Here is a 22,909-nt window from a genome sequence, read left to right on the forward strand (position 1 = left end):
TAGCACAAAAAGCCTTAAGATTGTTTGCGCAAGATTAGGGCGCATTCTAAGTGGTGTGTATGTGGAAATTGATCAAAAAGCGCGACATTTTCTATGCTATGTGTTTGCAAAAGCACTTGCAAATCTTCCAGTAAGCTAGCAGGATTGCACGAGATATAGATGATAGAAGAAAAGCCCGCGATAAATGCCAGCATTGCCTCATCGCCCACCCCACTCCTTGGCGGATCGATAAGAATATGCGAGAAGCTAAAAGCCCTTATATCAACCCTCTTTAAGCGGAAAAACTCTCGCTCAAAGCGCAATGCACTCATAGTCTCCGCCCCGCTTAAGCGCACACTTGTGATATTGCTAATGCCATTTAGTGCCGCATTTTGCGCGATATGTGCGCTAGCTTTTTTCACTACTTCTGTTACTAGCACCTTATCAAAGCACTCTGCCAAAGCGATAGAGAAATTCCCATCGCCTCCATACATCTCTAGCAAGTCTTCACGCTCGTGGGAGGAGATAGCGTGCTTGACAAAAGAGAGCATACAGGCATTCATATAGGCATTTGGCTGGCAGAATTGCCCCTCTTTGCGCAGATATGTGTAGGGCTTATCGCACACTTGCACGACATCAGTGGCATAGTCTCTTATCTGCTCGCCTTGTGGCGTGATACAAAGCCGCTCATTTTTACTACGAGCAATCAGGCTAATGCGCCCTAGTCGCGCTTGTGTCTCTTTGCTCTGGGAGAGATCGCGCCTAAGTGCAAGAAGCAGATCAAGTGCTGCTTGCTCAAAGGCAAGATCCAAATGCTTGTGGTAGATTAGACTTATCACGACATCACTATGCTGGTGTGTATCTTTGACTATGGTGTGTAAGAGTGCAGAGTGGCTAGCGATTAGCACACTGGATTCTAGAGTGCTAGATTTGGGCGGTAATGCCCCTAGTGTGCTAAAGCGCGAGCCTAGCACTTCTATGGCATAGAGTTTGTGGCTTAGGACCGATACGCGCTCAAGTAGTGGCAATAATGCGTGCAAGACATCTTGCAAAGCAGGCAAGAGAATGGGGCAGTGAGCAATGGGGATATGCGTGTTTTTGCTTTTTGCACTCATTGATAAAAAAAGCTTAGGCAAGCTAGTAGAATCTAACCCAAAAGAATCCGCCAAATCCCTAGAATCCGCATTTGTAGATTTTATATTAGGAGCTTTTTTATAGATACGAAACTCCCCCCTAGATCGATACCCAGAATCTGGCGAAGCATAGATATGTAGTGCGCTCTCTTGTAGTTTTGCCCCAAGTCGCTCATATATATCTCGCACTTTTTTCTCTAAGCTGTGATTAGCTTCACACCCACCACACACACCCACCACAGGACAAACCATAGACCACCTATATCAACAATTTTGCGATCAAGCCCAGAATCCACTAAGCCAAAGCGCAATGATACATTAAGCTTGGTATTGTGTAAAGACTATGGCGTGGGATTTGTATGGATCTAGCCTAGTGGGGCAAAGGCTAGCGAGATGGTGATAGGATCTGTCTTTGCGCTAGAATCCACTTTTTCACTTACGGCTGTTGCATTGTCATTGCGAGCGGATTTATCCGCGTGGCAATCCGCCTCCGCGCTAGAATCCACTTTTTTACATTGTGTGGATTCTAGGCTTGCTTTGAAGCTCCATTGCTTATGCTGCCACTCTTTTTCTAGCTTTTTTGTCCGCTCGCATTGTGGGTAGATAAGCACCACGCGGACATTTTTAGACTCTAGGCGATATTTGCTCGCATACGCCCACATTTGATAGAGATCGCCTTGTGAGATTCCGTATTTTTTCTCATCAGTGCTGCTATTTGGGATTTTCCACTTGGTATCAGCGATGATGATCGCTGCGCCTTTCTTAGCGCGCATTATAATATCAGGCATTAAGCAAAAAATCTTTTTACCCCCTTCATCGCATAGGAGATATTTGCTGCTCTCTTGGGTTGTTATGCGCAAGTCTTTGTCGGCGCATTGTTTGAGCCAAAAACTCACAAAAGATTCAAATAATTTTTCCATTGGGAAGACAAATGCCACTGCCTTGTCGCTACCGCTATATGGGCTAAACGCCCGCTGCTCTAGGAATACTCTGCACCATAAAAGGATTGTCTCATACTCTTTGGCACGGCTCATCGTAGCAGAGTGCGTGAAATCGCGCTGGATATTCTCACTCGGGCTAATATCGGCGAAAATAAAGCGCATAGTATCAAGCCGCGATCGTGTGCTAGGGTGCAGGCTTAGGCAGGCTAGGAGGCGCAGGGTGGATTGTATCAGGCGGTTTGGGGCGATGTCTTGCGTGTATTCATCGCTGCTGGTGTAAAACCGCTCTTTGTGGATAAAATTTTGCGCGATGTGGTCCTTGAACTCTAGCTTGCCTTTGAGAAACGCCCTATTTTGCGCGATACAGAGATAATCACTCTTTAGCCCCGCTCGCACTAATCGCTCGCATTCATCGATAAACATACGCACGAAAATTTCTAGCAGAGGGAGGCGGAGCGTGTGGAGATTGGCTAGGTGATTGTGCTTAAAGGGCGTGTCTTTCAGCGTGGCAAGGCAGTTGAGCAAAATCGCTTTGGCGTGGCAAATAGCGCATAGGTGTTGCATAGGTGTTGGGAGGGTTTGCGGTGTTGTTTGTGTGGCGGTGGCTTGGTCTGTGGCTTGGGCGGTTTTAGCGGCGTTTTTCGTAGTTTTTGCGGTGATATGCTCGCTAAACTTGCTAAACGCTTCAAAAATCTTTTCCCTTTCAAAGCGGTATGTATGCTTGCACTGCATTTCCCTAGAATCCACTTTTTGATCGCGATCTACTTCCGCGCTAGAATCCACTTTTTGACATTGTGTGATACGCTCTGCCGCAAAGGTCTTGGGCAAGATCTCTACACAAAAGCCGCTTTTAGTCTGGATCGTGCCGACATAGTTTTTGGCTTTGAGTGTGTGCTTTGTTTTATGGGCTAGAAAGTCGCTGTGCTTTTCATCACTAGCAAAGTCCTTTAGCTCGTTAAAAATCTTTTGCGCTGTGGCTTTGGTGTCTTTGACCTTGCTAGAATCCAACGCTTGCTCTATCTCTAAAGCCCCGAAGCTTTGATACTCAGCGATATATAATGTCGGCATAGGTGAGCCTTAGCTAGATTGCGTGTCTTTATACATCGTTTGAAAAGTGTCCATACTCCACTCGCTAGAATCTGTGATTTTCCATATTTGCTTTTCACGATCCACAAATTCCTCGCTTAAAGAAATTTTCACATCATTCATTGTTTGAGACTTTAGCATTTTATTATTATTCAACACCGCATTTATCTTGGCATAATCATCATAGAAATATTCTTGTAATAGCGGCAGGATTTTATGCTTAAACACTGCTTGCAAGTCATTAAGATTTGTTACGCCTATGAAAAATGCGTGCCCTATGCTCCGCTCCCTATCAAGCAAAAATTCTATGCGAGTATTCATCGCTTCTAGCAGCTTTTGTAGATTTATGCCATCGCAATTTGTAGATAGCTTGCTAGAATCTGGCAGCATCTCTATAAACTCAAACCGCCTACGCAGCGCAGTATCAAGCAGGGCGATACTTCTATCGGCAGTATTCATTGTGCCGATGATGTAGAGATTGTTTGGCACGCTAAAAGACTCTTGACTATAAGGCAGCTTCACTTCAAGGGCTTCATCATTGCCCTTGCGTTTGCTAGGCTCTAGCAAGGTGATAAGCTCGCCTAGAATCTTAGAAATATTCCCGCGATTGATTTCATCGATGATTAGGATATAGGGCTTTTCATAATTTTCACTCGCCTTTTTACACATACTCTTAAAGATCCCATCTCTAATCTCATATTCCATTTTTTCGCTTATTTGACTCTCATCATTTTCGCCACTAAGTCGCGGTCTAATCCCCTCTACAAAATCCTCATAGCCATAGCTTTGGTGGAAGGTTACAAAGCCGATTTGCTCATCATTTATAAAAGCATTAAAAATTTTCTTTTTCTCATCTCGCTCTTGTGGGATAGAGTCTATCTCGCCACGCTCGCATAAAATCTCCAATGCCTTGTCAATTGTGTGATAAGTTTTGCCTGTGCCGGGAGGTCCATAAAGGATTTGATTAAGCGGTATATTTTTCTTTGGTGTCGGTATTTCTTGTCTTTCTATATATTCTGTTGATTGCTCCCCATTTTCCGCATACTTTGTCCATAATTCCCTAGCCCTATTTTGTAGAGCTTCCAAATCCCAACGCCGATTACCTAAAATGCTTTGGTGGATTTGTGGGATAGTTAATGACCTATCTCCAAGCTCATATTCTGCGATATTTTCCAACATCTCTTTTTGAAAAATATCAATAATCTTAAAATCATCAATGTTTTGGTAGTGAAATGCTATTTTCCATTTTATTGCTGGGCTAAAATCTATGGAATCTATCTGCCCCAAATCATTTGCTTTGCTCGCTTTTATAATCTCTATGATTTTTGATTTAATAGTTGCAAATGCTTGTTCTTTTGTATCGCCATATTTTATAAGCCACGCATAACCGCTTTCATATTTTCGCTTACCTTCGATTCTATCTTTTTCAATTTTATTGCAGCGATATATGCCAAATTTAAATGCACTACCACCCCAAATAGACCCAATCTTGTCTAATTTGCTCTCTAGCCAATAACAAAAGTCATCGCGGTTGCTACCGCCTATTGAAGTATATTCATCTAAAACCATATTTTGCACTCGTTCTAAAGACCATTTTTGCTGAAACTCTAAAAACGCCTTTCTGTTTTCCATTCCACACTCCTTTGTCAATGTGAGCTTACGCCCCATAAATGCCACATTGTAGCGTTTTTTTTTTTTTTTCAAGTCAAGGGGGGGTGGCGCGGATAAAGAGTAGATAAAAGCGGCGTAGAAAGTAGCCCAAAGGAGCAATGTAGAAAAGCCTAGGCTAGGCTTTGGAGCATTGCATTAAAGGCTTGCTTAAACGCATTTAGCCCATCAGTAAAGAGCTTTGCCTGTAAGGATTCTAGCGAGCTGCCATTGCAATCTAGGGCAGAGATAGCGCGTAAGGCTTCTTTCCTATCAAGCCAAGGGATCACACGCGCGCTAGGTGCTTGCAAAAAGGCTTGGATAGTCGCTAAAGGCGCGGTATTGACACTATGAGGGGCGATGAGATTGGTGATATAGTAGTCTTTAGCTAGTCCCGGGAGCTTCGCGCCTGTGGAGGCAAAGAGAGGGCGGATCCTAGGGTTTTCTAGCTCATTTATCGCGCCATAGCACACCATAGCATTGAGTATGCCAAGCTCTGGTTGCAGCGGCTCTGCTGGAGTGATAGCAGAGTCAAAGCGCGAGACAAAGACACTAATCACCGCGCGGGCATTGCTCTTGGCATTTTTATCCAAAATCTTCGCACACTGCGCGGCTTGCTTTTCAGAAAAGACCAAAGTCGCATTGACATTGATCCCCTCTCTAAAAAGTGCGCCCATCACTTCATAGCCTGCTTGCGTGGCAGGGACTTTGATCATCACATTTTCATAGCCTATACTCTCATACAATCGCCTCCCTTCTTCTATACTAGCCTTTGCATCATCACTTAGCGTAGGGTCGATCTCAATGCTGATATAGCCATAGTCCCTATCGGCTTCATAGAGTCCTAAAAGTGCTTGGGCAGCGAGCTTAATGTCCTCTATAGCTAGGGCTTCATAAATGTCTTTTGGGCAGAGATTGGGGGTAGATCGTAGCTGCTCTAGCTGGGCGGCGTATCCGCTAGAGTGCAAAATCGCGTTCGCAAAAATGCTAGGATTGCTCGTAGCCCCGACAAAATGCGCTTCTTGTATATGCGCGCTAAAGTCTTGCTGCAAGAATCCACGCTCGATAAAATCACACCACAGGCTAAAATCTTTGACATTTGCTTTCATACAAATCCTTGAAATGGTATAAAAATGCCGATAATTTTAGCAAATTAAGCCCTTTTACAACACATTTTTTTTATAATGCGCGCTTTTAGCTGCTTCTAGGTCGCCTTGGGCTAGATAGGCTAGAATCCACTTTTCTAATGTAAGCCATAAGGAATACTATGCGGATTTTTACCACGATGTTTAAAAGGGCGGCTTGCGTGCTATGCTGTCTTTGCGCCCTAGCCTATGCGCGATCTACACCTACGCCCACAGCACAAGCACTCACAGCAAGCAAGCAAGATCCCCTAGGACAGAGTGCTACCACACTTTTACCCACGATGACACCAGAATCCAATCTCACGCAAAACTCCTTTTTCACCCATCGCTACACGACACGCTTTGATAAGCCTAATGAGATTAAAGTAATGGGACTTTATGGAGAGTCCAGCGTAAATGCCGCTGCTTCTAGGTATAGCGGAGGGGCTATCGCTTATGATGGTATCATCGATAGATACCCACTTGGGGCGTTTGTGGGCTATGCGTATGGGCAGAGTCTCTCCCCAGCTCTTGCCTCCACGCAGCTCCTAACACTTGGGATTTTTAGCGATGTATTTATTGAAAATCACCATATACAAGCATTTGCCGCACAAGGATTCCAAGCTTCATACACAAATAAGAGTGAGCAAAGCCTAGCTTCTAGGCTAGATGATTGGATCTTTGCAAGCTCGACAAACGCGCTACTATCCTATGGCTATGTGTTTGTGCTAGGATCTAGCAGCTTTCTAGAGACTTATGCGCGCTACAATCTCCACGCACTCTTCCCCATAAGCTCACAAGGCTCTGTTATGTCGCCTTATATGCTACGGACAAATATCGATCTAGGCGTGCTTTTTACGCAGTTTTTGGGGAGACATATTACACTTTCACTTGCTCCGGCATTTCGCCAAGATGTTGGGGTGATAGGGGTTGATAGACTAGCGCGTCCGCTTGTGGCTAGCCCAAATGGTGAGCTTATCATCGCCCTGCCTGATAGTAAATACCACAGCTATGGGCTGCTATCCCTAGGGCTAGAGTGGCGTGCCACGCAGACTTGCACAATAGCCCTTAAAGCCCACGGGATCTACACAAACTCCGCATATTTATATAGTGGGAATCTAGGTGTTAGGATATTGTTTTAACGCATTTTAAGGAGCATATATGGAAGAATTTGACTACTATGAGATTCTAGAGATTGAGCGCACAAATGATAAAGAAGTCATCAAAAAGGCTTACCGCAAGCTAGCCCTAAAATACCACCCCGATAGAAATCCAGATGACAAGAGTGCTGAAGAGCGATTTAAGCAGATCAATGAAGCCTATGAGATTCTAAGCGATGATGAGAAGCGGCAAATCTATGACCGCTATGGCAAAGATGGGCTAGAGCGGCAGGGCAAGGGCTTTAGCGGAGATTTTTCTGGGTTTGGCTCGATATTTGAGGATTTGTTTGGGCAGGCATTTGGCTTTGGCGGTGGGAGAAGAGCTAGGGCAGAGCAGGAGAAATATGACCTTGATTTTTTAATGCGGCTTGATCTTAGCTTCAAAGAAGCTGTTTTTGGCTGTAAAAAATCTATCTCCATTGTCTATAAAACCCCTTGTAATGAGTGCAATGGTAGCGGTAGCGCAGATAAGCAATCAACCACCTGCCCAGACTGCAAGGGCAAGGGACAGGTCTTTATCCAGCAGGGGTTTATGGCGTTTGGGCAGACTTGTCCGCGCTGTCAAGGCTCTGGCAATGTCATCACCAATCCTTGCAAAGCCTGCAAGGGAGAGGGCTTTAGCACCAAAAATGAAGAGGTAGAAATCTCTGTCCCAGCAGGCGTGGATAATGAAATGCGCCTACGCATAAGCGGCAAGGGCAATCAAGCAAAAAGTGGAGCTAGGGGGGATTTGTATCTTGTGCTGTATGTGCAAGAAGATACGCACTTTATCCGCAATGGAAATGATGTGTATATTGAAGTGCCTGTGTTTTTCACACAGATTTTACTAGGGGCGAAAATCCATATCCCATCACTACGAGGCGAGCCAATCGAGCTAAATCTCCCACCAAATACAAAAGATAAAGAGCAATTTGTCTTTAGAGATGAGGGGATCGCTGATGTCAATGGCAGGGGCAAGGGTCGCTTGATCGCGCAAGTGTCTATCACATATCCAAAAACACTTAGCAGCGAGCAAAAGGAGCTTATCCAAAGGCTTGATGAGAGCTTCGGCGTGCATAGCAAGCCGTATGAAAACATATTCCAAGAAGCGTTTGAAAAGATCAAAGGCTGGTTTGGCGAGAAAAAGAGCGAGAAAAAGAAAGCTTAAGGAGAAAATAGCTGTTGAGTTTGGTGGATTGGGGGTTTTCCAAAGTGGATTCTAGGGAGGCGGTGTGGATTTTAGAATTTCTAGGACTAGAATCCACTTTTTGTGATTTTATGTCTCTTTGTGGATTGCCACGCTTGTTTCACTCGCTCGCAATGACAGAGGGGGGACTTCACTCCTAGAATCCACTTTTTAGCATTTCTTAGAATCCACTTTTTAACCTACCACCTGTGGCGTGGTATAAAAACGCTGTTTTCTGTCATTGCGAGCCTTGCACCGCAAGGCGTGGCAATCCACCCTCCCCACTCTGTCATTGCAAGCGGTGCTTCTGTGCCGCGTGGCAAAGCGCAGCTTCTTTAGAAAACGAGCGAAGCGAAGTTTCTTTAGAAAGCAAGGCATAGCCGTAGCTTCTTTAGTAATCCATACTAGAATCCACTTTTTCAAAAAGTGGATTCTAGGTTTTACCATTTGGGTATTCGCTAGAATCTAGCCACCACGATGGTGGGTGGGTAGAAAGAGCGTAGGTAGTGTGGTCGTAGCAAAAGTGCAGGCTAAAGGCGTGGAGGCAGAGAGTCTGTGCTAGGAGTGTGTTTCTTGGGCTAGTGTGTAAAGTGGATTCTAGGATTTCTGCTCTTTGGGTGTTTTTACAAGTGGATTCTAGGGGCTTGGCTGTTTTATGAAAAATAACATTTTCCCTAGAATCCACCTTTTTGCCAAAATCCACTTCTTGTAATTTCTGTGTTTTTTGTGCTTGTGCGGCATTGTGTGAAAAAGTGGATTCTAGGGAGACGGTGTGAAAATGCTCTTTGAGTGCGTTTAGGTAAGAATCCGCCACACAATCGCTTGCCCCATAGAGCAAATCGCCGCAAATAGGGTGTCCTATGTGGGCACAATGCAGGCGGATTTGGTGTGTCCTGCCTGTGAAAGGTCTAGCGTGGATATAGGTGCAATTATGCGCTGTGTCGATGTGTATGGGTGTAAGAAGCGTGCGAGAATCTTTCCCCTTATCACTGATACAAGAGCGGATAGAGAGATGTCCTCTTGCGTGCTTATGTGGTGTGTAGATTGGTGCGTCAATAAGAATCTCATCGCGCAATATACCCCTGATTTTTGCTAGATAGAGCTTCTCTACTTGCTTGGTGGCTACAAGATCTTTTAGGGCTTTTTCACTCTGCCTAGTCTTTGCCACAAGGATCGCCCCACTCGTCTCATAATCTAGCCTATGGACTGGCTGAGCTTGCGTGCCGCAAAAATGGCGGATAGAATCCACTAGGCTTTTGTGTGTGAAAGTGCCTTTGGGGTGGGTGAGCAATTTGGCTGGCTTATCAAAAAGGGTGAAATCTTTTGTAGAAAATATTGGAGAGAGCAGCTCACTTTGCGGATAGGTATCCACAAAGCGCGTGAGCCACACTTCGCCACTTATGAGCTGGGATTTGTGGATAGGGGTGTTATCTGGGAGTCGAAATCTAGCTTTATCGATTGTCTTTTGCGCGAGCTTTGGAGAGAAGCCCAAAGTCTTAATGAGAAAGCGCGTGGATTTTATGGGAGCTTGTATAGAGTGTCTCTCGCGGATAAAGGGCATTAGCATTCACCGCAAGAATCCAAACTATGCCATAGCATTTTTAGCGTATTTTTCACCTAGCTCAAATGCCTTTTTATTTAGCTCTACAACTTTTGCTGGCACTTTTGAAATCATCGTTTCATAGACCAAATCTCTATCAACGCATTGCGTGAAAGCCACCGTTACGCCAAGGGCTACGACTGATTGGGTAACGACATTGCCAACTTCTTCTTTGGCGATGGTAATGATAGGTATCTCATAGATTTTAAAATGCTTTTTATCTTCAGCACTAGGGGTAACAAGATTTGGCTCAACAACAATAACACCGCCTTGTTTCACGCCATTTTTGAACTGATCATAGCTCACTTGTGCAGTGGAGAGCATAAAATCAATATGCCCTTCATTGGCATAAGGATAGAGAATCTCCTTAGAATCTAGCAAAATATCTACCTTGGTAGGACCACCACGCACCTGTGAAGTATAAGTAGAAGCTTGTATGCCATAGCCACCCGCGCGGATTCTGGACTCTGCAAGAATCTCACCCGCTAGCAAAACACCCTGTCCGCCAACACCCGTAAATCGTAGTTCAGCTTCCATTCTTAATGCCCTCCTTTTTGTGCTTGTGCTTTTTCAATCACGCCCTCATACGCGCGACAATATTCAATCCTGCTTGTATCGTGCTTTAGTATTCCTGTTGGGAATTTACCTACCTTTTCTTCTTCACTTAGCTCATCGTATTTGCGCTTGCTAATCGTGCGGGATTCTATCCATTTGAGTGTTTGCACTGCTTCGCCCATTTTGTTTTTACGCCCAAGATTGATATGGCAGTTGCTATGAATGTCAAAGAAGCTAAATCCCTCGTGTTTGAAGCCTTCATAGAGCACTTTTTCAATCTTTTTGGGATCAAGCACGGATTCTCTAGCGACAAATGTCGCACCTGCTGCATCGACAAGCTTACACGGATCAAAGCTATTTTCGATATTGCCAAATTGCGCTGTTACAGTCCACATACCTTGCGGCGTAGTAGGAGAAGTTTGAGAGTTTGTAAGTCCATAGATAAAGTTATTGACAAGGACATAATTTAGATCGATATTGCGTCTGCTGGCGTGGATTGTGTGATTTCCACCAATGGCAAGCGCATCGCCATCGCCACTTACGACAATGACATGCTTTTTAGGGTTGGCAAGCTTGATCCCTGTGGCATAGGCAAGAGCCCTGCCGTGTGTAGTATGCACAGTGTTACAATTGACATAAGAGCTCATTCTCCCGCTACACCCAATCCCACTTACCAAGCATACATCATCCATTTTCCAGCCCAAAGCATCGATTGTGCGGATAATTGATTTTAAAATAACGCCATCGCCACAGCCCCAGCACCAAAGTGTAGGCATTTTATCCACGCGCAAGTATTCATCGTAATTAAAAGCCATTTTACATCTCCTTAATTCTATCGATAATTTGTGTAGGCGATATACTGCGCCCATTAGCCTGTCCCATAAACTCTACTTTGCGCTCAAAGATACGCTCAATTTCTTCTAAATACTGCCCTTTGTTTAGCTCGATCACAAGGATTTTTTTGTAAGTTTCTCCAAGCTGCTTGAGTCTTGTCTTAGGACTTGGCCAAAGAGTAATCGGGCGGAATAATCCTACCTTTTTACCCATTTTCTTTAGCTCAATCATCGCTTCTTTGACTGATAGTGCCGTAGAGCCATAGGCGATGATAGCAATCTCTGCCCCCTCTAAATCAAGCTCTTCATTTTGGCAGATATAGGACTCTTTAGACTCGATTTTATTATAGAGTCGATCGATCAAAGCCTGCCCCATTGTCGCATCTTCTGTGGGGAAGCCTAGTGGTCCGTGGTGAAGTCCTGTGATGTGGTAGCGATAGCCTTGGAAAAATGGATTCAAAATCGCCCCTTCATCAGGCTTGACATCATAGGGCTGATAGCTCTTGGGGTCGCCTGTAAAAGTGCGGCGATTGATAATGCTTTTTTGCACCTCTTCAATATCTGGAATATAGGTTTTGCCATACATATGCCCGATAGTTTCATCAAGGAGCAAAAATACAGGAGTCATCAGCTCTTCTGCAAGATTAAAAGCACGGATTGTTTGCGTGTAAGATTCTTCAAGATTGCCCGGCGCAATAGCGACAGACTTAAAATCCCCGTGTGTGGGGTGCTTCAAAAACCCTACATCACCTTGCGCCACGCGCGTAGGCATACCTGTTGATGGACCTGAGCGCATAACATCAGCGATCACCAAAGGCACTTCCGCCATAAAGCCAAGTCCGATTTGCTCCACCTTTAGCGAGATCCCCGGACCAGAGCTACCTGTCATAGATTTTACCCCACTCATCGAGGCACCAAGCGCAGCGCAAATCCCGCTAATCTCATCTTCCATTTGGATAAAGTGTCCATCGTTTTTAGGGAGAAGCACGCTCATCTCGTGCATAATATCAGAAGATGGTGTGATAGGGTATCCACCATAAAAACGACAGCCCGCATCAATTGCGGCTTTTGCTACAAGCTCATTGCCACCAGAAATTACCTCTCGCATACTTACTTCCTTTGTGTATTGATATGTAAAGCCATAAAGTTATTGCTACGCACCTTTTGCGCTCTCTCTTGCGCTTCGGGGGTGATTTTGGCGAATTTAAACTCTTTCCTATCAGCGACATAAATCGCAAAATCAGGGCAGTGAAGCTCACACTCTTGACAGCCTATACAGCTCTCAGGATGCGCTACTTCAATCACCTTGCCCAAAACTTTATGGGGATCTAGGCGCATACCAAGCACACCAGCAGGACATAGCGATACACAAATATCACAAGCCTTGCAACGCGCCTCATTGACCCAAACAGGAGTTTGACTAGGGGCAACCATATTTGACATATTCTCTCCTTTAGGAAGCTTTATGAAACTTTGATAAACCAAAATACCAGCACTAGAATCTAGCCTTGCTAGAAGTCCTATCTAGAATCTTGAACGCGTGCAAGTTTGATATAAAACAACTTAAATATCCCTTTATTTTTTGATTTTGGTAAAAAAATTTTTTACTTCTAAGCCTAATAAGCACAACACAATTACATAGTAAATATATAAAGAATAGGATTCTAGAAATTTAGGATATGCGAGATTGGATTAGCTCATCGCACCACGCACGCACTTGGGCATCAAGCGAGGCAATCGCGTGATAAGAATCTAGCTCTGTAAGACTAGGGGCAAATACACTAAGGGCTTGTTCTACAATCTCGCTCAATGCGCCAAATTTGATCCTATCTTGCAAAAAATGTGCGATGGCTTGCTCATTGCTCGCATTGACAATCACGCCAAGCTTTGGATCCTCTAGCAGCATATCTTTAAGCCCATAAAGCGGATAGCGATCAAGCTCAATAGGATCAAATCGTATCGATAAAATCTGGGATAAATCCATAGGGGGTATAATAGCAGTTGCCGCAGCTCTTATAGGATCGATCGCATAGGCAATAGGCAAGTGCATATCCGGCAAAGCAAAATGCGCAGTCGTGCTACCATCGATAAACTCTATAAGCGCATGCACGCTTGAGCTTCGCTCGATAAAGGCTTCAATCTCCTTGTAGCCAAAGAGCCAATACGCCTCTAAGATCTCAAAAATCTTATTCATCATACTTGCAGAATCTATGGTGATCTTCTGCCCCATTTGCCAATTTGGGTGCTTGAGTGCGCTAGATTTTGTTTGCTCTTTGATAGCGTGGATAGGAGTATCGCGGAATGCCCCTCCACTAGCCGTGATGACAAGCCGCCTTATCGCGCGATTTGTATGCAAATACCATAAGCCAAAATGCTCACTATCAATGGGCGTAATTGCTTTAGTATCAAGCAGCCAGCCCCCTGCGACAAGGGATTCTTTATTAGCAAGGGCTAGAGTCTTTTTGCAATATTGCGTATGCAGTGATGGCTTAAGCCCAGCAAAGCCCACAATGGCATTTATCACCAAAGAAGATGATGCTATCTCTAGCATTTCACAAATCCCATCTCCACCCACAAATACCCTAGCCCCCCTAGCCTCCAAGCCTCCTAGATCACGCTCATCAGCGATAGCGACAAACTTTGGGCGATAAGTAGCGATTTGCTGATTAAGCAAGGAGATATTGCGCCCTGCAGCAAGAGCTTCTACTTCACGAGAAAATGTGCTAGCAATCTCTAGTGCCGCTACGCCAATAGACCCCGTGCTACCTAAGACAATCACAGCAGTCCCGCATCTAAAATCGAGCATTTAGTGCAGGCAAACTCATCAAAAAACATTAAGACAAAATGCATTCCAACAGCACCAAACAACACCGCATCAAAGCGATCTAAGATCCCGCCGTGTCCGGGCAAGATCGCGCCAGAGTCTTTAACCTCTGCTCTGCGTTTAAGATAGCTTTCATACAAGTCGCCAAACACCCCACAAAGCGCGACAAACAAGCTCAAAGCAATCGCAAGGAAAAAGTGTGTATTAAGCATTAAAATCCCAGCAATACTACCGATGACCACCGCCACCGCTAGCCCGATAATCACCCCTTCTAAAGTCTTTTTAGGACTTGTTGGGCTAAAGGGTGTTTTCCCAAAGATTCTGCCACCAAAATATGCCCCTATATCGCATAATGCCACGATCAAGATCAGCCACACCACGCGCAGCACACCAAAATCCACATACACACTATACAATGCTAAAAATGGCAAAGTTGGGTAGAGAAACGGCAGGATAGATTTTGGGCTAAGGTGTTGTTTATAGGCTACTACGCTTGCTAGAATGATACAGGCTATAAGAGCAGATTCTATAGGGCGTGCGCTGAAAAATGCTAGAATCCAAACGCCCACTGCAAGGGCATAAAGCCACAAATTTTCTTCAAGTTTATATAGGCTAAGAGATTCTCTAAAGCCTAGCATAAACGCCACGCCAAGCACCGCCCAAATCACAAGAGCGTTGTTCCAAATAAGCAAAATCGCAATACCCACGACAAGTAGCGCAGCAGTGATATAGCGCGCACTCTCGCTTGCGAATTTCTCCTTAGCTAAGTGTAATCGCCCAGTGTGCGTGCTAGCGTGGGCATTAGAAGTCTGCGTAGTAGAATCCACATATTCCTCGCTAGCTGGGCTGGATTGTGCATTAGACCCTACATTAGATTCCACATTAGATTCTGGCGTATCAGGCTGCTGCTTGGCTGGCTGGTTGAGTGATTGATCATTTGGCTGCTCCATTGGCTACTCCTATATTTTACGAGATCAAAGCATTTTGTATTATAGCAATACACTTGCAATGATTGTGTATAATGTCGCATATTTGTTTTGGAGTTGTTGATGATTGCGACATTACACACAAGTCAAAGTGGCTTTACTCAAGCATTTCAAGCTATCCTTAATAGAGGGCAAGAAGATTTACAAAATGCCCAAAGTATTGTGCTGCCATTGCTAAATGAGATCCGCACGCAAGGGCTAGAAGCTTTGCTAGCGCAAGTGGCGCGATTTGATGGCTTTGCTCCCAAAAATCTAGCCGATCTTGTAATTACACAAGAAGAGTGTAAAAGCGCGTATGAAAAACTGGATTCTAAGACAAAAGAAGCCCTACATATCGCCTATGATAGAATCCACGCATTTCACACAAAGCAGAAGCAAAAATCGTGGTTTGATAGCGATGAGCACGGCTCTATACTTGGGCAAATTTATATGCCCATAGATCGCGCTGGGCTTTATATCCCCGGTGGGAAAGCTGCTTACCCAAGCTCTGTGCTTATGAATGCTATCCCAGCACTTGTAGCAGGGGTGCGTGAGATCATTGTCTGCACGCCCACACCACAAGGCTATGCAAATCCACTATTGCTAGCAGCCTTGCATATTTGTGGCATTACAGATATATATCGCGTAGGTGGGGCTAGTGCGATAGGGGTATTTGCCTATGGGCTACACGAAAAAGGGCAGCAGATTATGCCCAAAGTTGATGTGATCAGCGGACCGGGCAATGTCTTTGTCGCCACGGCAAAAAAGCTTGTCTTTGGGCAAGTGGGGATTGATATGATCGCAGGACCAAGCGAGATTGCTATCATCGCGGATTCTAGTGCTAATCCTGCATATATCGCTAGGGATTTGCTCTCCCAAGCCGAGCACGATGAAATGGCTAGCTCCTTGCTCTTTACTACAAGTGGCGATCTAGCCAAGCAAGTAGTAAGCAAGCTAGCAGAGCTTCTCCCAAGCTTGCCAAAATCCGCTATCGCCACAGCTTCTATACAAAATCGCGGTGCTATTATCATCTGCAAAGACTTGGAAGAAGCCATAACACTCTGCAATGACCTAGCTCCAGAGCATTTAGAGCTATTGTTTGATAATGCTTTCACATATTTGCCAAAGATCAAGCACGCAGGAGCGATATTTCTCGGTGCAAATACACCAGAAGCTATAGGAGACTATCTCGCAGGACCAAACCACACACTCCCCACAGGAGGAAGCGCGAAGTTTTTCTCCCCGCTTAGTGTCGATACTTTTATGAAAAAAAGCTCATTGATCGCCTTTAGTCAGCAGGGCATTAACGCACTTGCTAAGCCTTGTGCGCATTTAGCAGAGCTTGAAGGGCTTGTAGCACACAAGCTCTCTGTCCTAGAGCGCGTGGCACCGCACGACAGCCATCAAAAGTAGATTCTAATACAATCTTTACAAGGAGTGATTATGTGGGAAGAATGGAATGATTTAGAAGTGCTAGCAGGAGATCCTGTGCAAAAATGGAGCGATATTGTGCTGCACGCTTCGCCGACACTTGCGAAAAAAGAGCTTGATAGGCTGCTAGAGCTTTTGGCGATCTATGAAGTAGCATTTGAAGAGAGCGGGGCTGATTTGCGGAAGTTTATCCACACACATAAAGAAGCCATAGAAGCGCAAAAGCGCAATATCGCCATAGAATCTAGCGCGAAAATCCTAAGCGAAAACGAATAGCACAAATGCTACAAGTGGGGATTTGTCGCTATTTTTGCGCGCTTTTCATTGCCTTGGCACTAGGTGTGCAAGCCTATGGAGCAAAGCCTGCTTGGGATATACAAGAGCAGCTATCGTTGAAAAAAGATGAGATCTATACGCAAGAGTTTTTGCTCTCAGGCGTGCCTAAAACACTTAAGCTTTATTGGACTTTGTATAAAAACTATGGGCTTGTGGTGCATTTGCAGTATGATAGATTCCCATATCAGTTTGTGCTTTATACAGATTATAAGCGAAAAAGTTTTACACTTCCACTCTCACAAGGTCAAGACATTGATAAAACAGCCTATTTACTTCTTAGTTTTCAAGATTTTGATGAGCAAGAGAAAATAGCCCAGCTTGGACTCTTTATAATGCTCCCTAAAAAATCACCAAACTAAGCCCAAAGGACTGCTAATGAGCAAGGACACTACAACACTAAACGAGCAAGCAATCTTACAAGCCATACAAAATCGCGCAAATACTTGGATAAACGAGCAAGATTGTGTGCATATTAGCTCTATGTATGCGGCAATGAGTCAGGGTAAGATGCTACGCTCAAAGCTGATCCTAGCCATCACTGCCAAGCATTTTTCTACACATCAGCAAGCCATCATCGACCTTTGCGCCATTATCGAGCTTATCCAATGCGCTTCTTTACTGCACGATGATGTGATAGACTCTGCTACTTCTAGGCGCAATCGCCCTAGTATCAATGCGCAATTTGGCGATAAATTTGCCATTATGCTAGGCGATGTGCTATATAGCAATGCCTTTGTCAAGCTCTGCGACTTCTCTCCTAAAATCGCCCGCTGCGTAGCCCAATCTGTCAGCCTGCTATCAAAAGGCGAGATTGAAGATGTCGCTTATAGCAAGGAGTTTCAGCCAAGCCTAGAAATCTACCACCAAATCCTAGCTGATAAAACCGCCTCTCTCATTTCCGCAAGCGCACAGGCAGCGGCTTTGCTTGTAGGGCTTGATGATAATGCCTATAAGCAATATGGACATAATCTAGGTATGGCATTTCAAATTGTCGATGATATTTTAGACATCACCCAAGATGAGCAGACCCTAGGCAAGCCCGCGATGAATGACATCAAAGAGGGCAAAAGCACTCTGCCCTATATCTTGCTCTATCACAAACTGGATTCTAGTGCAAAAGAGTCATTCCTGCGTGCCTTTACTCGCGCAAGCGATGAAGACATAGCCCAAATCAAGCAGCTTTTACACACATATTCTATCATCACCCACGCCAAGCAAATCGCCAATGACTTTATCCACAATGCCCTAGATTCTATCGCTAGTGAGCAAAACACCGCGCTAGAATCTATCGCCAAAGCCCTTATTGAAAGGACGCACTAATGCCAGCCCACTATCTCTCCCTAAGCTTCTCGCACAAAAGCACGCCCATAACCTTGCGCGAGAAGCTTGCCCTACCCCAAGATAGAATCCAGCCATTTGTCAAATCTCTACGCGACACTATCCCAAGCCTGCAAGAAGTGCTACTCCTTAGCACCTGCAATCGCGTGGAATTCTATCTCTACACGCGCACACCGCAAGAATGCATAGTCGCCGTGCTAAATCTCTTTGCCCAAGAGCTTGGGCTTACGCTACACACGCTAGAATCCCACTGCCAAAGCGCGCTTGATGAAGAAGCTGTGCATCATATCTTTAGCGTGGTAAGCGGGCTTGATAGCATTGTGCTAGGGGAGACGCAAATTGTAGGGCAGATGAAAGAAGCCTATAAAGCGTGCTTTGAGCTAGGAGCGTGCGGACAGGAGATCACACGGCTTATGCACTTTGCTTTCCGCACAGCTGCCAAAGTCCGCACACAAACCACCATTGCCAAAACTTCTCTTTCTATAGCCTCTATCGCGGTGAAAAAAGCCCTAGAATCCACCCCAAAATCCGCGCTTGTCATAGGAGCTGGAGAGATGGCGCAGCTTGCGACTAGGCATTTACTAGATTCTGGCGTAGCAGTATGTATAAGCAATCGCAGCAGCAATCGCGCCATTAGCTTTGCTACTACACTTTTGCAAGAGAGGAAAATCACAAATATCGCTCATATCACCCCAGATACCCCGCTAAATACGCTAGATCCTAGTGCGCTTCACTTGCTTGAGTGGGAGAATCTCCCAGCAATGTTGAATGATTTTGAGATTATCATCAGTGCCACAAGTGCGCAAGAGCCTATTATCTATAAGCAAATGTGTGCTAGCAGAGAGTATAAGCGGCTATGGTTTGATCTAGCAGTCCCTAGAGATATACAATCCACTTGCGCAGAGTGTGGTATAGAGATGCTATGTGTCGATGATTTGCAGCAAGTCATACAAGAAAACCGCGCACTCAAAAAAACCCAAGCCCACCACGCCTATGGGCTTATAGGCGTGGCTGTGGTGGAGTATTTCCACTGGCTACAAAGCCTTGATGTCTTGCCACTTATCAAATCTATGCGCGAGCAGGCAAAGCAAGCTTCTATACAAGAAGTCGCCCGCGCGGTGAAAAAGGGCTATCTCCCCAAAGAGCAAGAAGAAGAAGTGCTTAGGATCTTGCACAATGCTTTTAATGTCTTTTTGCACAATCCCACGCTTAATCTCAAAGAGCTCTCCCACCACAAAGAGGGAGATACCATTATCCAAGCATTGCAAAAAGTCTTTACGCAAAATGATAAGCCAAAGCTTTTAGACCGCTATAAATGCGAGTATGATGATATATCTTTATAAGGAGTTTTTATGCTGCAATCTCGCCTACTAATCCCCACAAGCAAAGAAACCCCAAAAGACGCCGTGCTAAAAAGCCACAAGCTCCTTGTGCAAGCAGGCTATATCCACCAAAGTGGCAGTGGGATTTATAGCTTGCTACCACTTGGCAAGATCGTCTTAGATAAAATCGCTAATGTCGTGCGCAAGCAAATGAACAAAGCCGGGGCGCAAGAAGTGCTACTAAGCTTTATAACCCCAGCAGAGCTGTGGCAAGAATCTGGGCGATATGAGTTCTATGGTAAGGAGCTTTTGCGCTTTAAAGATCGCAAGGATAATGAGTTTGTCCTAGCACCAACACACGAAGAGAGTATCACAGAGCTTGTGCGCTCTTATGTCAAATCCTACAAAGCCCTCCCGCTTAATCTCTATCAAATCCAGCTTAAATTCCGCGATGAGCTGCGCCCGAGATTTGGGCTTTTGCGCACGCGAGAATTTCTTATGAAAGATGCATATAGCTTCCATAGCTCCAAAGAGGACTTGATCAAAGAATTTGACAATATGTATCACGCATATAGCGCGATTTTTAGTGAGCTAGGGCTGGAGTTCCGCTCGGTAGAAGCGGATTCTGGGGCGATTGGCGGAAGTGGCAGCAAGGAGTTTATGGTGCTAGCAGATTCTGGTGAAGATACGCTTGTAGTCTGCACACAATGTAGCTATGCTGCAAATGTAGAAGCTGCCAAACGCGCCAAAAGAGTGGGTCCAGACTCTGCGCCTAAGGCACAATTTGCTCGCTTCCCTACGCCAAATGTCAAAACTATCGATGATGTATGCGCGCTGTTTCATATTAGCCCGTATTATGCACTCAAAGCAGTGGTAAAGGCTTATACTCTCTCTGGGGATTCGGCTTTGGGTGAGCAATGCGGCAGTGTTGCGGATTTTGTGAAAGGCACGGACAGGGAGTCCGCTAACCTTCCCCAAAATCCGCAAAGCTCCCACAGCCCCACCGCAACTCCTAGAATCCTAGAAGAAAACAACCAAGCCACAAGTGAAAAACAAGCCCTAGAATCCACTTTTGAAAAAACCACAAAAACGCAAAGCGCAGCTTCTTTAAAAAAAGTGGATTCTAGTGTGGTGAAAAAATTTGCCGTTTTTTTCTTGCGCGGTGATGATGTGCTAGAAGAAACCAAAGCCCTAAATGCCCTGCGTGCTAATGGCTATCAAGCTTTAGAGCTACTTGATGCAAGCACACAAGAGCTAGAATCTCTAGGGCTTATAGCAGGCAGTATTGGTGCGGTTGGGATTAGTGCGATTATGGGCGATGCGCCTGTGATTTTTGATGAAGATTTACGCGATGGTAGGGATATTATCTGTGGTGGCAATGAAAAAGACACGCATATCGTAGGGGTGGATTTTAGCGAGTTTGCCAATATGGTGTATGCGCCATTGTGCGCTGTGCGAGAGGGTGATATATGTGCAAGCTGTGGTGGGACACTCACACATAAAAAAGGCATAGAAGTAGGACATATCTTCCAGCTAGGTGATAAATACTCAAGCGCACTCAAAGCACAATATCTTGACCAAGACTCGCAATCAAAGCCCTTCATAATGGGCTGCTATGGGATCGGGATCTCGCGCTTGCTGCCTGCTATCTTAGAGCAAAAGGCTGATGAGAAAGGCTGTGTATGGAGCAAGGCTAGTGCGCCGTTTTCTGTGCAAATCATCATCGCAAATACCAAAAACGAGCAGCAATCGCGCTATGCCTTAGAGCTGTATCAAGCGTTGTTGGCAAAGGGTGTGGCGGTGCTGTGTGATGATAGAGACTTGCGCTTTGGGGCAAAAATGGCGGATTTTGAGCTAGTGGGCGCGGCGTTGTATGGGATAGTCGTAGGCAAGGGACTAGAATCCAATGTGATAGAGTGTATTACGCGCGATGGATTGCAGAAGCAAGAGCTAGAAGCTAATGATATACAAGCAGTGTGTGCGGCTATTATAGAGCGATTGGAGAAATAATGCGTGCGATTGCCTTTTGGGTTATTTTGGGATACATAGTGTTAGAGATTATTGGGCTTAGTCTATTTGTCGAGCGTTTTGGGCTAGTGCTTGGGGTAATGGAGGTGTTTTTCTCCGCTGGCTTTGGGCTATGGCTATTGCGCAAAGGACTAGCACAAATGGGGATGCTAGCGTTATTTGGGCAAAGAGATATTTTTAGCCTTTTGCGTAGTGGTATGTTTAGTAGTATTGGGGCAGTGCTTTTGATTGTCCCCGGGATTTTTAGCGATATTATTGGGGTGGTTTTGGTGCTTTGGGGACTGCTCCCGTCCCACAAAACTAAGCAATCTCCCTACGACCAAAACACGCAAGCCCAATACCAAAAAGACTTTGGCGAGTATTTTGCTAATGCGCACAATCCAAAAACACGGCAAGAAGATGAAATCATCGATGTAGAGGTGATAGAATCCACTCCAAGCTCCGTTGCTAGCCAGAAGCAATCAAGGAGCAATCAATGAAAAAGCTAGTCATCGGCACAAGAGGGAGTGCGCTAGCTTTGTGGCAAGCCCACTATATCCAAGATCGCCTATTGCAAGAATGCGGAGTAGAATCTCGCTTAGAAATCATCAAAACTAAGGGCGATAAAATCCTTGATGTCCCCCTTGCAAAAATCGGTGGCAAAGGGCTTTTTACCAAAGAATTAGAAGAGCAGCTTCTCACAAGACAAATCGATCTAGCCGTGCATTCACTCAAAGATGTCCCCATCGATCTCCCAGAATCCTTAGTGCTTGCTTGTATCACGGAGCGTGAAGATGTGCAGGACTGCTTTGTAAGCTACACCTACCCCACCCTAGACTCTCTCCCTAAAAATGCCAAAGTCGGCACCACTTCCTTGCGCCGAAGTATGCAGCTTAAGGCTAGGCGTGCGGATATTGCTTGCCTATCTTTGCGTGGCAATATCCAAACGCGTCTAAGCAAGCTAGAATCCGGCGAGTTTGATGCCATAATCCTAGCCTATGCTGGACTAAAGCGACTTAATATCACACATATCCCCTACATAGTGCCACTAAGCACGACAGAGATGATCCCAGCTATGGGGCAAGCAGCTCTAGGGATAGAGTGTAGGGCTAGCGATAGTGCATTACACGCGATCTTAGAAAATCTTGCGTGCAAAAAGACCGCGCTTTGCACACAGGCAGAAAGAGCGTTTATCAAAGTGCTTGAAGGTGGATGTCAAGTGCCTATTGGCGTGCATTGCACACTTATAGGAGAGATAGAGACAGGCAAGGTGCAAATCAATGCCATAATCGGTCTGCCTGATGGCAGTAATATCCTGCAAGAATCCCTAAGTGCTAGCGCGCAAGAAGCAGATACTTGCGCTAAGGAGCTAGCCCATAAGCTTATCGCCAAAGGTGCTAGACAGATCCTAGCTAAAGCGCAGCAGTTTTTTGACTAGGGCGACTTGGGCAGTGCAAAGCTTC

General features: G+C 45.2%; 23 protein-coding genes and 1 pseudogene. 12 read left to right on the forward strand and 12 right to left on the reverse strand.

Annotated features, from left to right (window positions below):
• Positions 1-14 precede the first annotated feature (14 nt).
• The 4 genes from DX060_RS07690 to DX060_RS07705 form a co-directional block, all read right to left on the reverse strand.
• The gene (locus DX060_RS07690) at positions 15-1,364 is read right to left on the reverse strand and encodes a tRNA (uridine(54)-C5)-methyltransferase TrmA (protein ID WP_115011905.1); all 1,350 of its coding nucleotides are present in this window, start codon (positions 1,362-1,364) and stop codon (positions 15-17) included.
• A gap of 113 nt (positions 1,365-1,477) precedes the next feature.
• Complete coding sequence (locus DX060_RS07695) at positions 1,478-3,121, reverse strand: McrC family protein (protein WP_115011906.1); 1,644 nt, start codon at positions 3,119-3,121, stop codon at positions 1,478-1,480.
• Positions 3,122-3,130: 9 nt separating this feature from the next.
• Positions 3,131-4,771, reverse strand: coding sequence for an McrB family protein (locus DX060_RS07700; protein WP_115012343.1), 1,641 nt, complete (start codon positions 4,769-4,771; stop codon positions 3,131-3,133).
• 149 nt (positions 4,772-4,920) lie between these two features.
• Positions 4,921-5,895 (reverse strand): transaldolase, encoded by a 975-nt coding sequence (locus DX060_RS07705; RefSeq protein WP_115011907.1) that lies wholly within the window; start codon positions 5,893-5,895, stop codon positions 4,921-4,923.
• 158 nt (positions 5,896-6,053) lie between these two features.
• Here DX060_RS07705 and DX060_RS07710 point away from each other — a divergent pair, with 158 nt between their 5' ends.
• Genes DX060_RS07710 through DX060_RS11455 form a run of 3 tightly spaced genes read left to right on the forward strand, consistent with a single transcriptional unit; the run spans position 6,054 to position 8,396 of the window.
• Positions 6,054-7,052 (forward strand): hypothetical protein, encoded by a 999-nt coding sequence (locus DX060_RS07710; RefSeq protein WP_115011908.1) that lies wholly within the window; start codon positions 6,054-6,056, stop codon positions 7,050-7,052.
• Positions 7,053-7,071: 19 nt separating this feature from the next.
• Positions 7,072-8,217 carry a molecular chaperone DnaJ gene (dnaJ, locus tag DX060_RS07715; RefSeq protein ID WP_115011909.1) on the forward strand — a complete coding sequence of 382 codons (1,146 nt, stop codon included), beginning with the start codon at positions 7,072-7,074 and terminating at the stop codon, positions 8,215-8,217.
• Between the two features lie 14 nt (positions 8,218-8,231).
• Complete coding sequence (locus DX060_RS11455) at positions 8,232-8,396, forward strand: hypothetical protein (RefSeq protein WP_181814241.1); 165 nt, start codon at positions 8,232-8,234, stop codon at positions 8,394-8,396.
• 34 nt (positions 8,397-8,430) lie between these two features.
• Here the strand turns inward: DX060_RS11455 and DX060_RS10880 are convergent, their stop codons facing one another.
• From DX060_RS10880 to DX060_RS07750, 8 genes are all read right to left on the reverse strand, one after another.
• Positions 8,431-8,682 carry a hypothetical protein gene (locus tag DX060_RS10880; protein ID WP_147278798.1) on the reverse strand — a complete coding sequence of 84 codons (252 nt, stop codon included), beginning with the start codon at positions 8,680-8,682 and terminating at the stop codon, positions 8,431-8,433.
• The gene (locus tag DX060_RS07720; RefSeq protein WP_115011910.1) at positions 8,669-9,802 is read right to left on the reverse strand and encodes an RluA family pseudouridine synthase; all 1,134 of its coding nucleotides are present in this window, start codon (positions 9,800-9,802) and stop codon (positions 8,669-8,671) included. Before DX060_RS07720 ends, DX060_RS10880 begins: the two co-directional genes overlap by 14 nt.
• Positions 9,803-9,820: 18 nt before the next feature.
• The gene (locus DX060_RS07725) at positions 9,821-10,372 is read right to left on the reverse strand and encodes a 2-oxoacid:acceptor oxidoreductase family protein (protein WP_115011911.1); all 552 of its coding nucleotides are present in this window, start codon (positions 10,370-10,372) and stop codon (positions 9,821-9,823) included.
• 2 nt (positions 10,373-10,374) lie between these two features.
• On the reverse strand, positions 10,375-11,205 hold the full coding sequence (locus DX060_RS07730) for a 2-oxoglutarate ferredoxin oxidoreductase subunit beta (protein ID WP_115011912.1): 831 nt from the start codon (positions 11,203-11,205) through the stop codon (positions 10,375-10,377).
• Between the two features lies 1 nt (position 11,206).
• On the reverse strand, positions 11,207-12,331 hold the full coding sequence (locus tag DX060_RS07735; RefSeq protein ID WP_115011913.1) for a 2-oxoglutarate synthase subunit alpha: 1,125 nt from the start codon (positions 12,329-12,331) through the stop codon (positions 11,207-11,209).
• A gap of 2 nt (positions 12,332-12,333) precedes the next feature.
• Positions 12,334-12,666, reverse strand: coding sequence for a 4Fe-4S dicluster domain-containing protein (locus DX060_RS07740; protein ID WP_115011914.1), 333 nt, complete (start codon positions 12,664-12,666; stop codon positions 12,334-12,336).
• Positions 12,667-12,895: 229 nt separating this feature from the next.
• On the reverse strand, positions 12,896-14,002 hold the full coding sequence (dxr, locus tag DX060_RS07745; protein ID WP_115011915.1) for a 1-deoxy-D-xylulose-5-phosphate reductoisomerase: 1,107 nt from the start codon (positions 14,000-14,002) through the stop codon (positions 12,896-12,898).
• Complete coding sequence (locus DX060_RS07750) at positions 13,999-14,997, reverse strand: phosphatidate cytidylyltransferase (RefSeq protein WP_115011916.1); 999 nt, start codon at positions 14,995-14,997, stop codon at positions 13,999-14,001. Before DX060_RS07750 ends, dxr begins: the two co-directional genes overlap by 4 nt.
• Before the next feature lie 99 nt (positions 14,998-15,096).
• On the opposite strand from DX060_RS07750, the gene hisD reads away from it, so the two are divergent.
• The 9 genes and pseudogenes from hisD (at position 15,097) to hemC (ending at position 22,884) form a co-directional block, all read left to right on the forward strand.
• Positions 15,097-16,425 (forward strand): histidinol dehydrogenase, encoded by a 1,329-nt coding sequence (gene hisD, locus DX060_RS07755; protein ID WP_115011917.1) that lies wholly within the window; start codon positions 15,097-15,099, stop codon positions 16,423-16,425.
• A gap of 30 nt (positions 16,426-16,455) precedes the next feature.
• Positions 16,456-16,719, forward strand: coding sequence for a DUF2018 family protein (locus DX060_RS07760; protein WP_115011918.1), 264 nt, complete (start codon positions 16,456-16,458; stop codon positions 16,717-16,719).
• Between the two features lie 5 nt (positions 16,720-16,724).
• Positions 16,725-17,138 carry a hypothetical protein gene (locus tag DX060_RS07765; RefSeq protein ID WP_115011919.1) on the forward strand — a complete coding sequence of 138 codons (414 nt, stop codon included), beginning with the start codon at positions 16,725-16,727 and terminating at the stop codon, positions 17,136-17,138.
• Positions 17,139-17,154: 16 nt separating this feature from the next.
• On the forward strand, positions 17,155-18,099 hold the full coding sequence (locus DX060_RS07770) for a polyprenyl synthetase family protein (RefSeq protein WP_115011920.1): 945 nt from the start codon (positions 17,155-17,157) through the stop codon (positions 18,097-18,099).
• Positions 18,099-19,460, forward strand: coding sequence for a glutamyl-tRNA reductase (hemA, locus tag DX060_RS07775; RefSeq protein WP_115011921.1), 1,362 nt, complete (start codon positions 18,099-18,101; stop codon positions 19,458-19,460). The genes DX060_RS07770 and hemA overlap by 1 nt, the downstream gene beginning before the upstream one ends.
• 9 nt (positions 19,461-19,469) lie before the next feature.
• Positions 19,470-21,086, forward strand: a pseudogene (proS, locus tag DX060_RS07780) (proline--tRNA ligase); the annotation flags it as partial.
• Positions 21,087-21,149: 63 nt separating this feature from the next.
• Positions 21,150-21,449: a His/Gly/Thr/Pro-type tRNA ligase C-terminal domain-containing protein gene (locus tag DX060_RS12085; RefSeq protein WP_258552321.1), complete on the forward strand. Its 300-nt coding sequence runs from the start codon at positions 21,150-21,152 to the stop codon at positions 21,447-21,449.
• Complete coding sequence (locus DX060_RS07785; protein ID WP_115011923.1) at positions 21,449-21,946, forward strand: FxsA family protein; 498 nt, start codon at positions 21,449-21,451, stop codon at positions 21,944-21,946. Before DX060_RS12085 ends, DX060_RS07785 begins: the two co-directional genes overlap by 1 nt.
• Positions 21,943-22,884 carry a hydroxymethylbilane synthase gene (gene hemC, locus DX060_RS07790; protein ID WP_115011924.1) on the forward strand — a complete coding sequence of 314 codons (942 nt, stop codon included), beginning with the start codon at positions 21,943-21,945 and terminating at the stop codon, positions 22,882-22,884. Before DX060_RS07785 ends, hemC begins: the two co-directional genes overlap by 4 nt.
• Positions 22,885-22,909: the final 25 nt, after the last annotated feature.

It is taken from the genome of Helicobacter canis (assembly GCF_900451095.1).
GTDB lineage: Bacteria > Campylobacterota > Campylobacteria > Campylobacterales > Helicobacteraceae > Helicobacter_B > Helicobacter_B zhangjianzhongii.

What these genes read in the sequence shown, in the direction of transcription:
- DX060_RS07690 (WP_115011905.1), bottom strand. Translation starts at nt 1,364, where the DNA reads ATGGTTTGTCCTGTGGTGGGTGTGTGTGGTGGGTGTGAAGCTAATCAC.
- DX060_RS07695 (WP_115011906.1), bottom strand. Translation starts at nt 3,121, where the DNA reads ATGCCGACATTATATATCGCTGAGTATCAAAGCTTCGGGGCTTTAGAG.
- DX060_RS07700 (WP_115012343.1), bottom strand. Translation starts at nt 4,771, where the DNA reads ATGGAAAACAGAAAGGCGTTTTTAGAGTTTCAGCAAAAATGGTCTTTA.
- DX060_RS07705 (WP_115011907.1), bottom strand. Translation starts at nt 5,895, where the DNA reads ATGAAAGCAAATGTCAAAGATTTTAGCCTGTGGTGTGATTTTATCGAG.
- DX060_RS07710 (WP_115011908.1), top strand. Translation starts at nt 6,054, where the DNA reads ATGCGGATTTTTACCACGATGTTTAAAAGGGCGGCTTGCGTGCTATGC.
- dnaJ (WP_115011909.1), top strand. Translation starts at nt 7,072, where the DNA reads ATGGAAGAATTTGACTACTATGAGATTCTAGAGATTGAGCGCACAAAT.
- DX060_RS10880 (WP_147278798.1), bottom strand. Translation starts at nt 8,682, where the DNA reads ATGGTAAAACCTAGAATCCACTTTTTGAAAAAGTGGATTCTAGTATGG.
- DX060_RS07720 (WP_115011910.1), bottom strand. Translation starts at nt 9,802, where the DNA reads ATGCTAATGCCCTTTATCCGCGAGAGACACTCTATACAAGCTCCCATA.
- DX060_RS07725 (WP_115011911.1), bottom strand. Translation starts at nt 10,372, where the DNA reads ATGGAAGCTGAACTACGATTTACGGGTGTTGGCGGACAGGGTGTTTTG.
- DX060_RS07730 (WP_115011912.1), bottom strand. Translation starts at nt 11,205, where the DNA reads ATGGCTTTTAATTACGATGAATACTTGCGCGTGGATAAAATGCCTACA.
- DX060_RS07735 (WP_115011913.1), bottom strand. Translation starts at nt 12,331, where the DNA reads ATGCGAGAGGTAATTTCTGGTGGCAATGAGCTTGTAGCAAAAGCCGCA.
- DX060_RS07740 (WP_115011914.1), bottom strand. Translation starts at nt 12,666, where the DNA reads ATGTCAAATATGGTTGCCCCTAGTCAAACTCCTGTTTGGGTCAATGAG.
- DX060_RS07750 (WP_115011916.1), bottom strand. Translation starts at nt 14,997, where the DNA reads ATGGAGCAGCCAAATGATCAATCACTCAACCAGCCAGCCAAGCAGCAG.
- hisD (WP_115011917.1), top strand. Translation starts at nt 15,097, where the DNA reads ATGATTGCGACATTACACACAAGTCAAAGTGGCTTTACTCAAGCATTT.
- DX060_RS07760 (WP_115011918.1), top strand. Translation starts at nt 16,456, where the DNA reads ATGTGGGAAGAATGGAATGATTTAGAAGTGCTAGCAGGAGATCCTGTG.
- DX060_RS07765 (WP_115011919.1), top strand. Translation starts at nt 16,725, where the DNA reads ATGCTACAAGTGGGGATTTGTCGCTATTTTTGCGCGCTTTTCATTGCC.
- DX060_RS07770 (WP_115011920.1), top strand. Translation starts at nt 17,155, where the DNA reads ATGAGCAAGGACACTACAACACTAAACGAGCAAGCAATCTTACAAGCC.
- hemA (WP_115011921.1), top strand. Translation starts at nt 18,099, where the DNA reads ATGCCAGCCCACTATCTCTCCCTAAGCTTCTCGCACAAAAGCACGCCC.
- DX060_RS07785 (WP_115011923.1), top strand. Translation starts at nt 21,449, where the DNA reads ATGCGTGCGATTGCCTTTTGGGTTATTTTGGGATACATAGTGTTAGAG.
- hemC (WP_115011924.1), top strand. Translation starts at nt 21,943, where the DNA reads ATGAAAAAGCTAGTCATCGGCACAAGAGGGAGTGCGCTAGCTTTGTGG.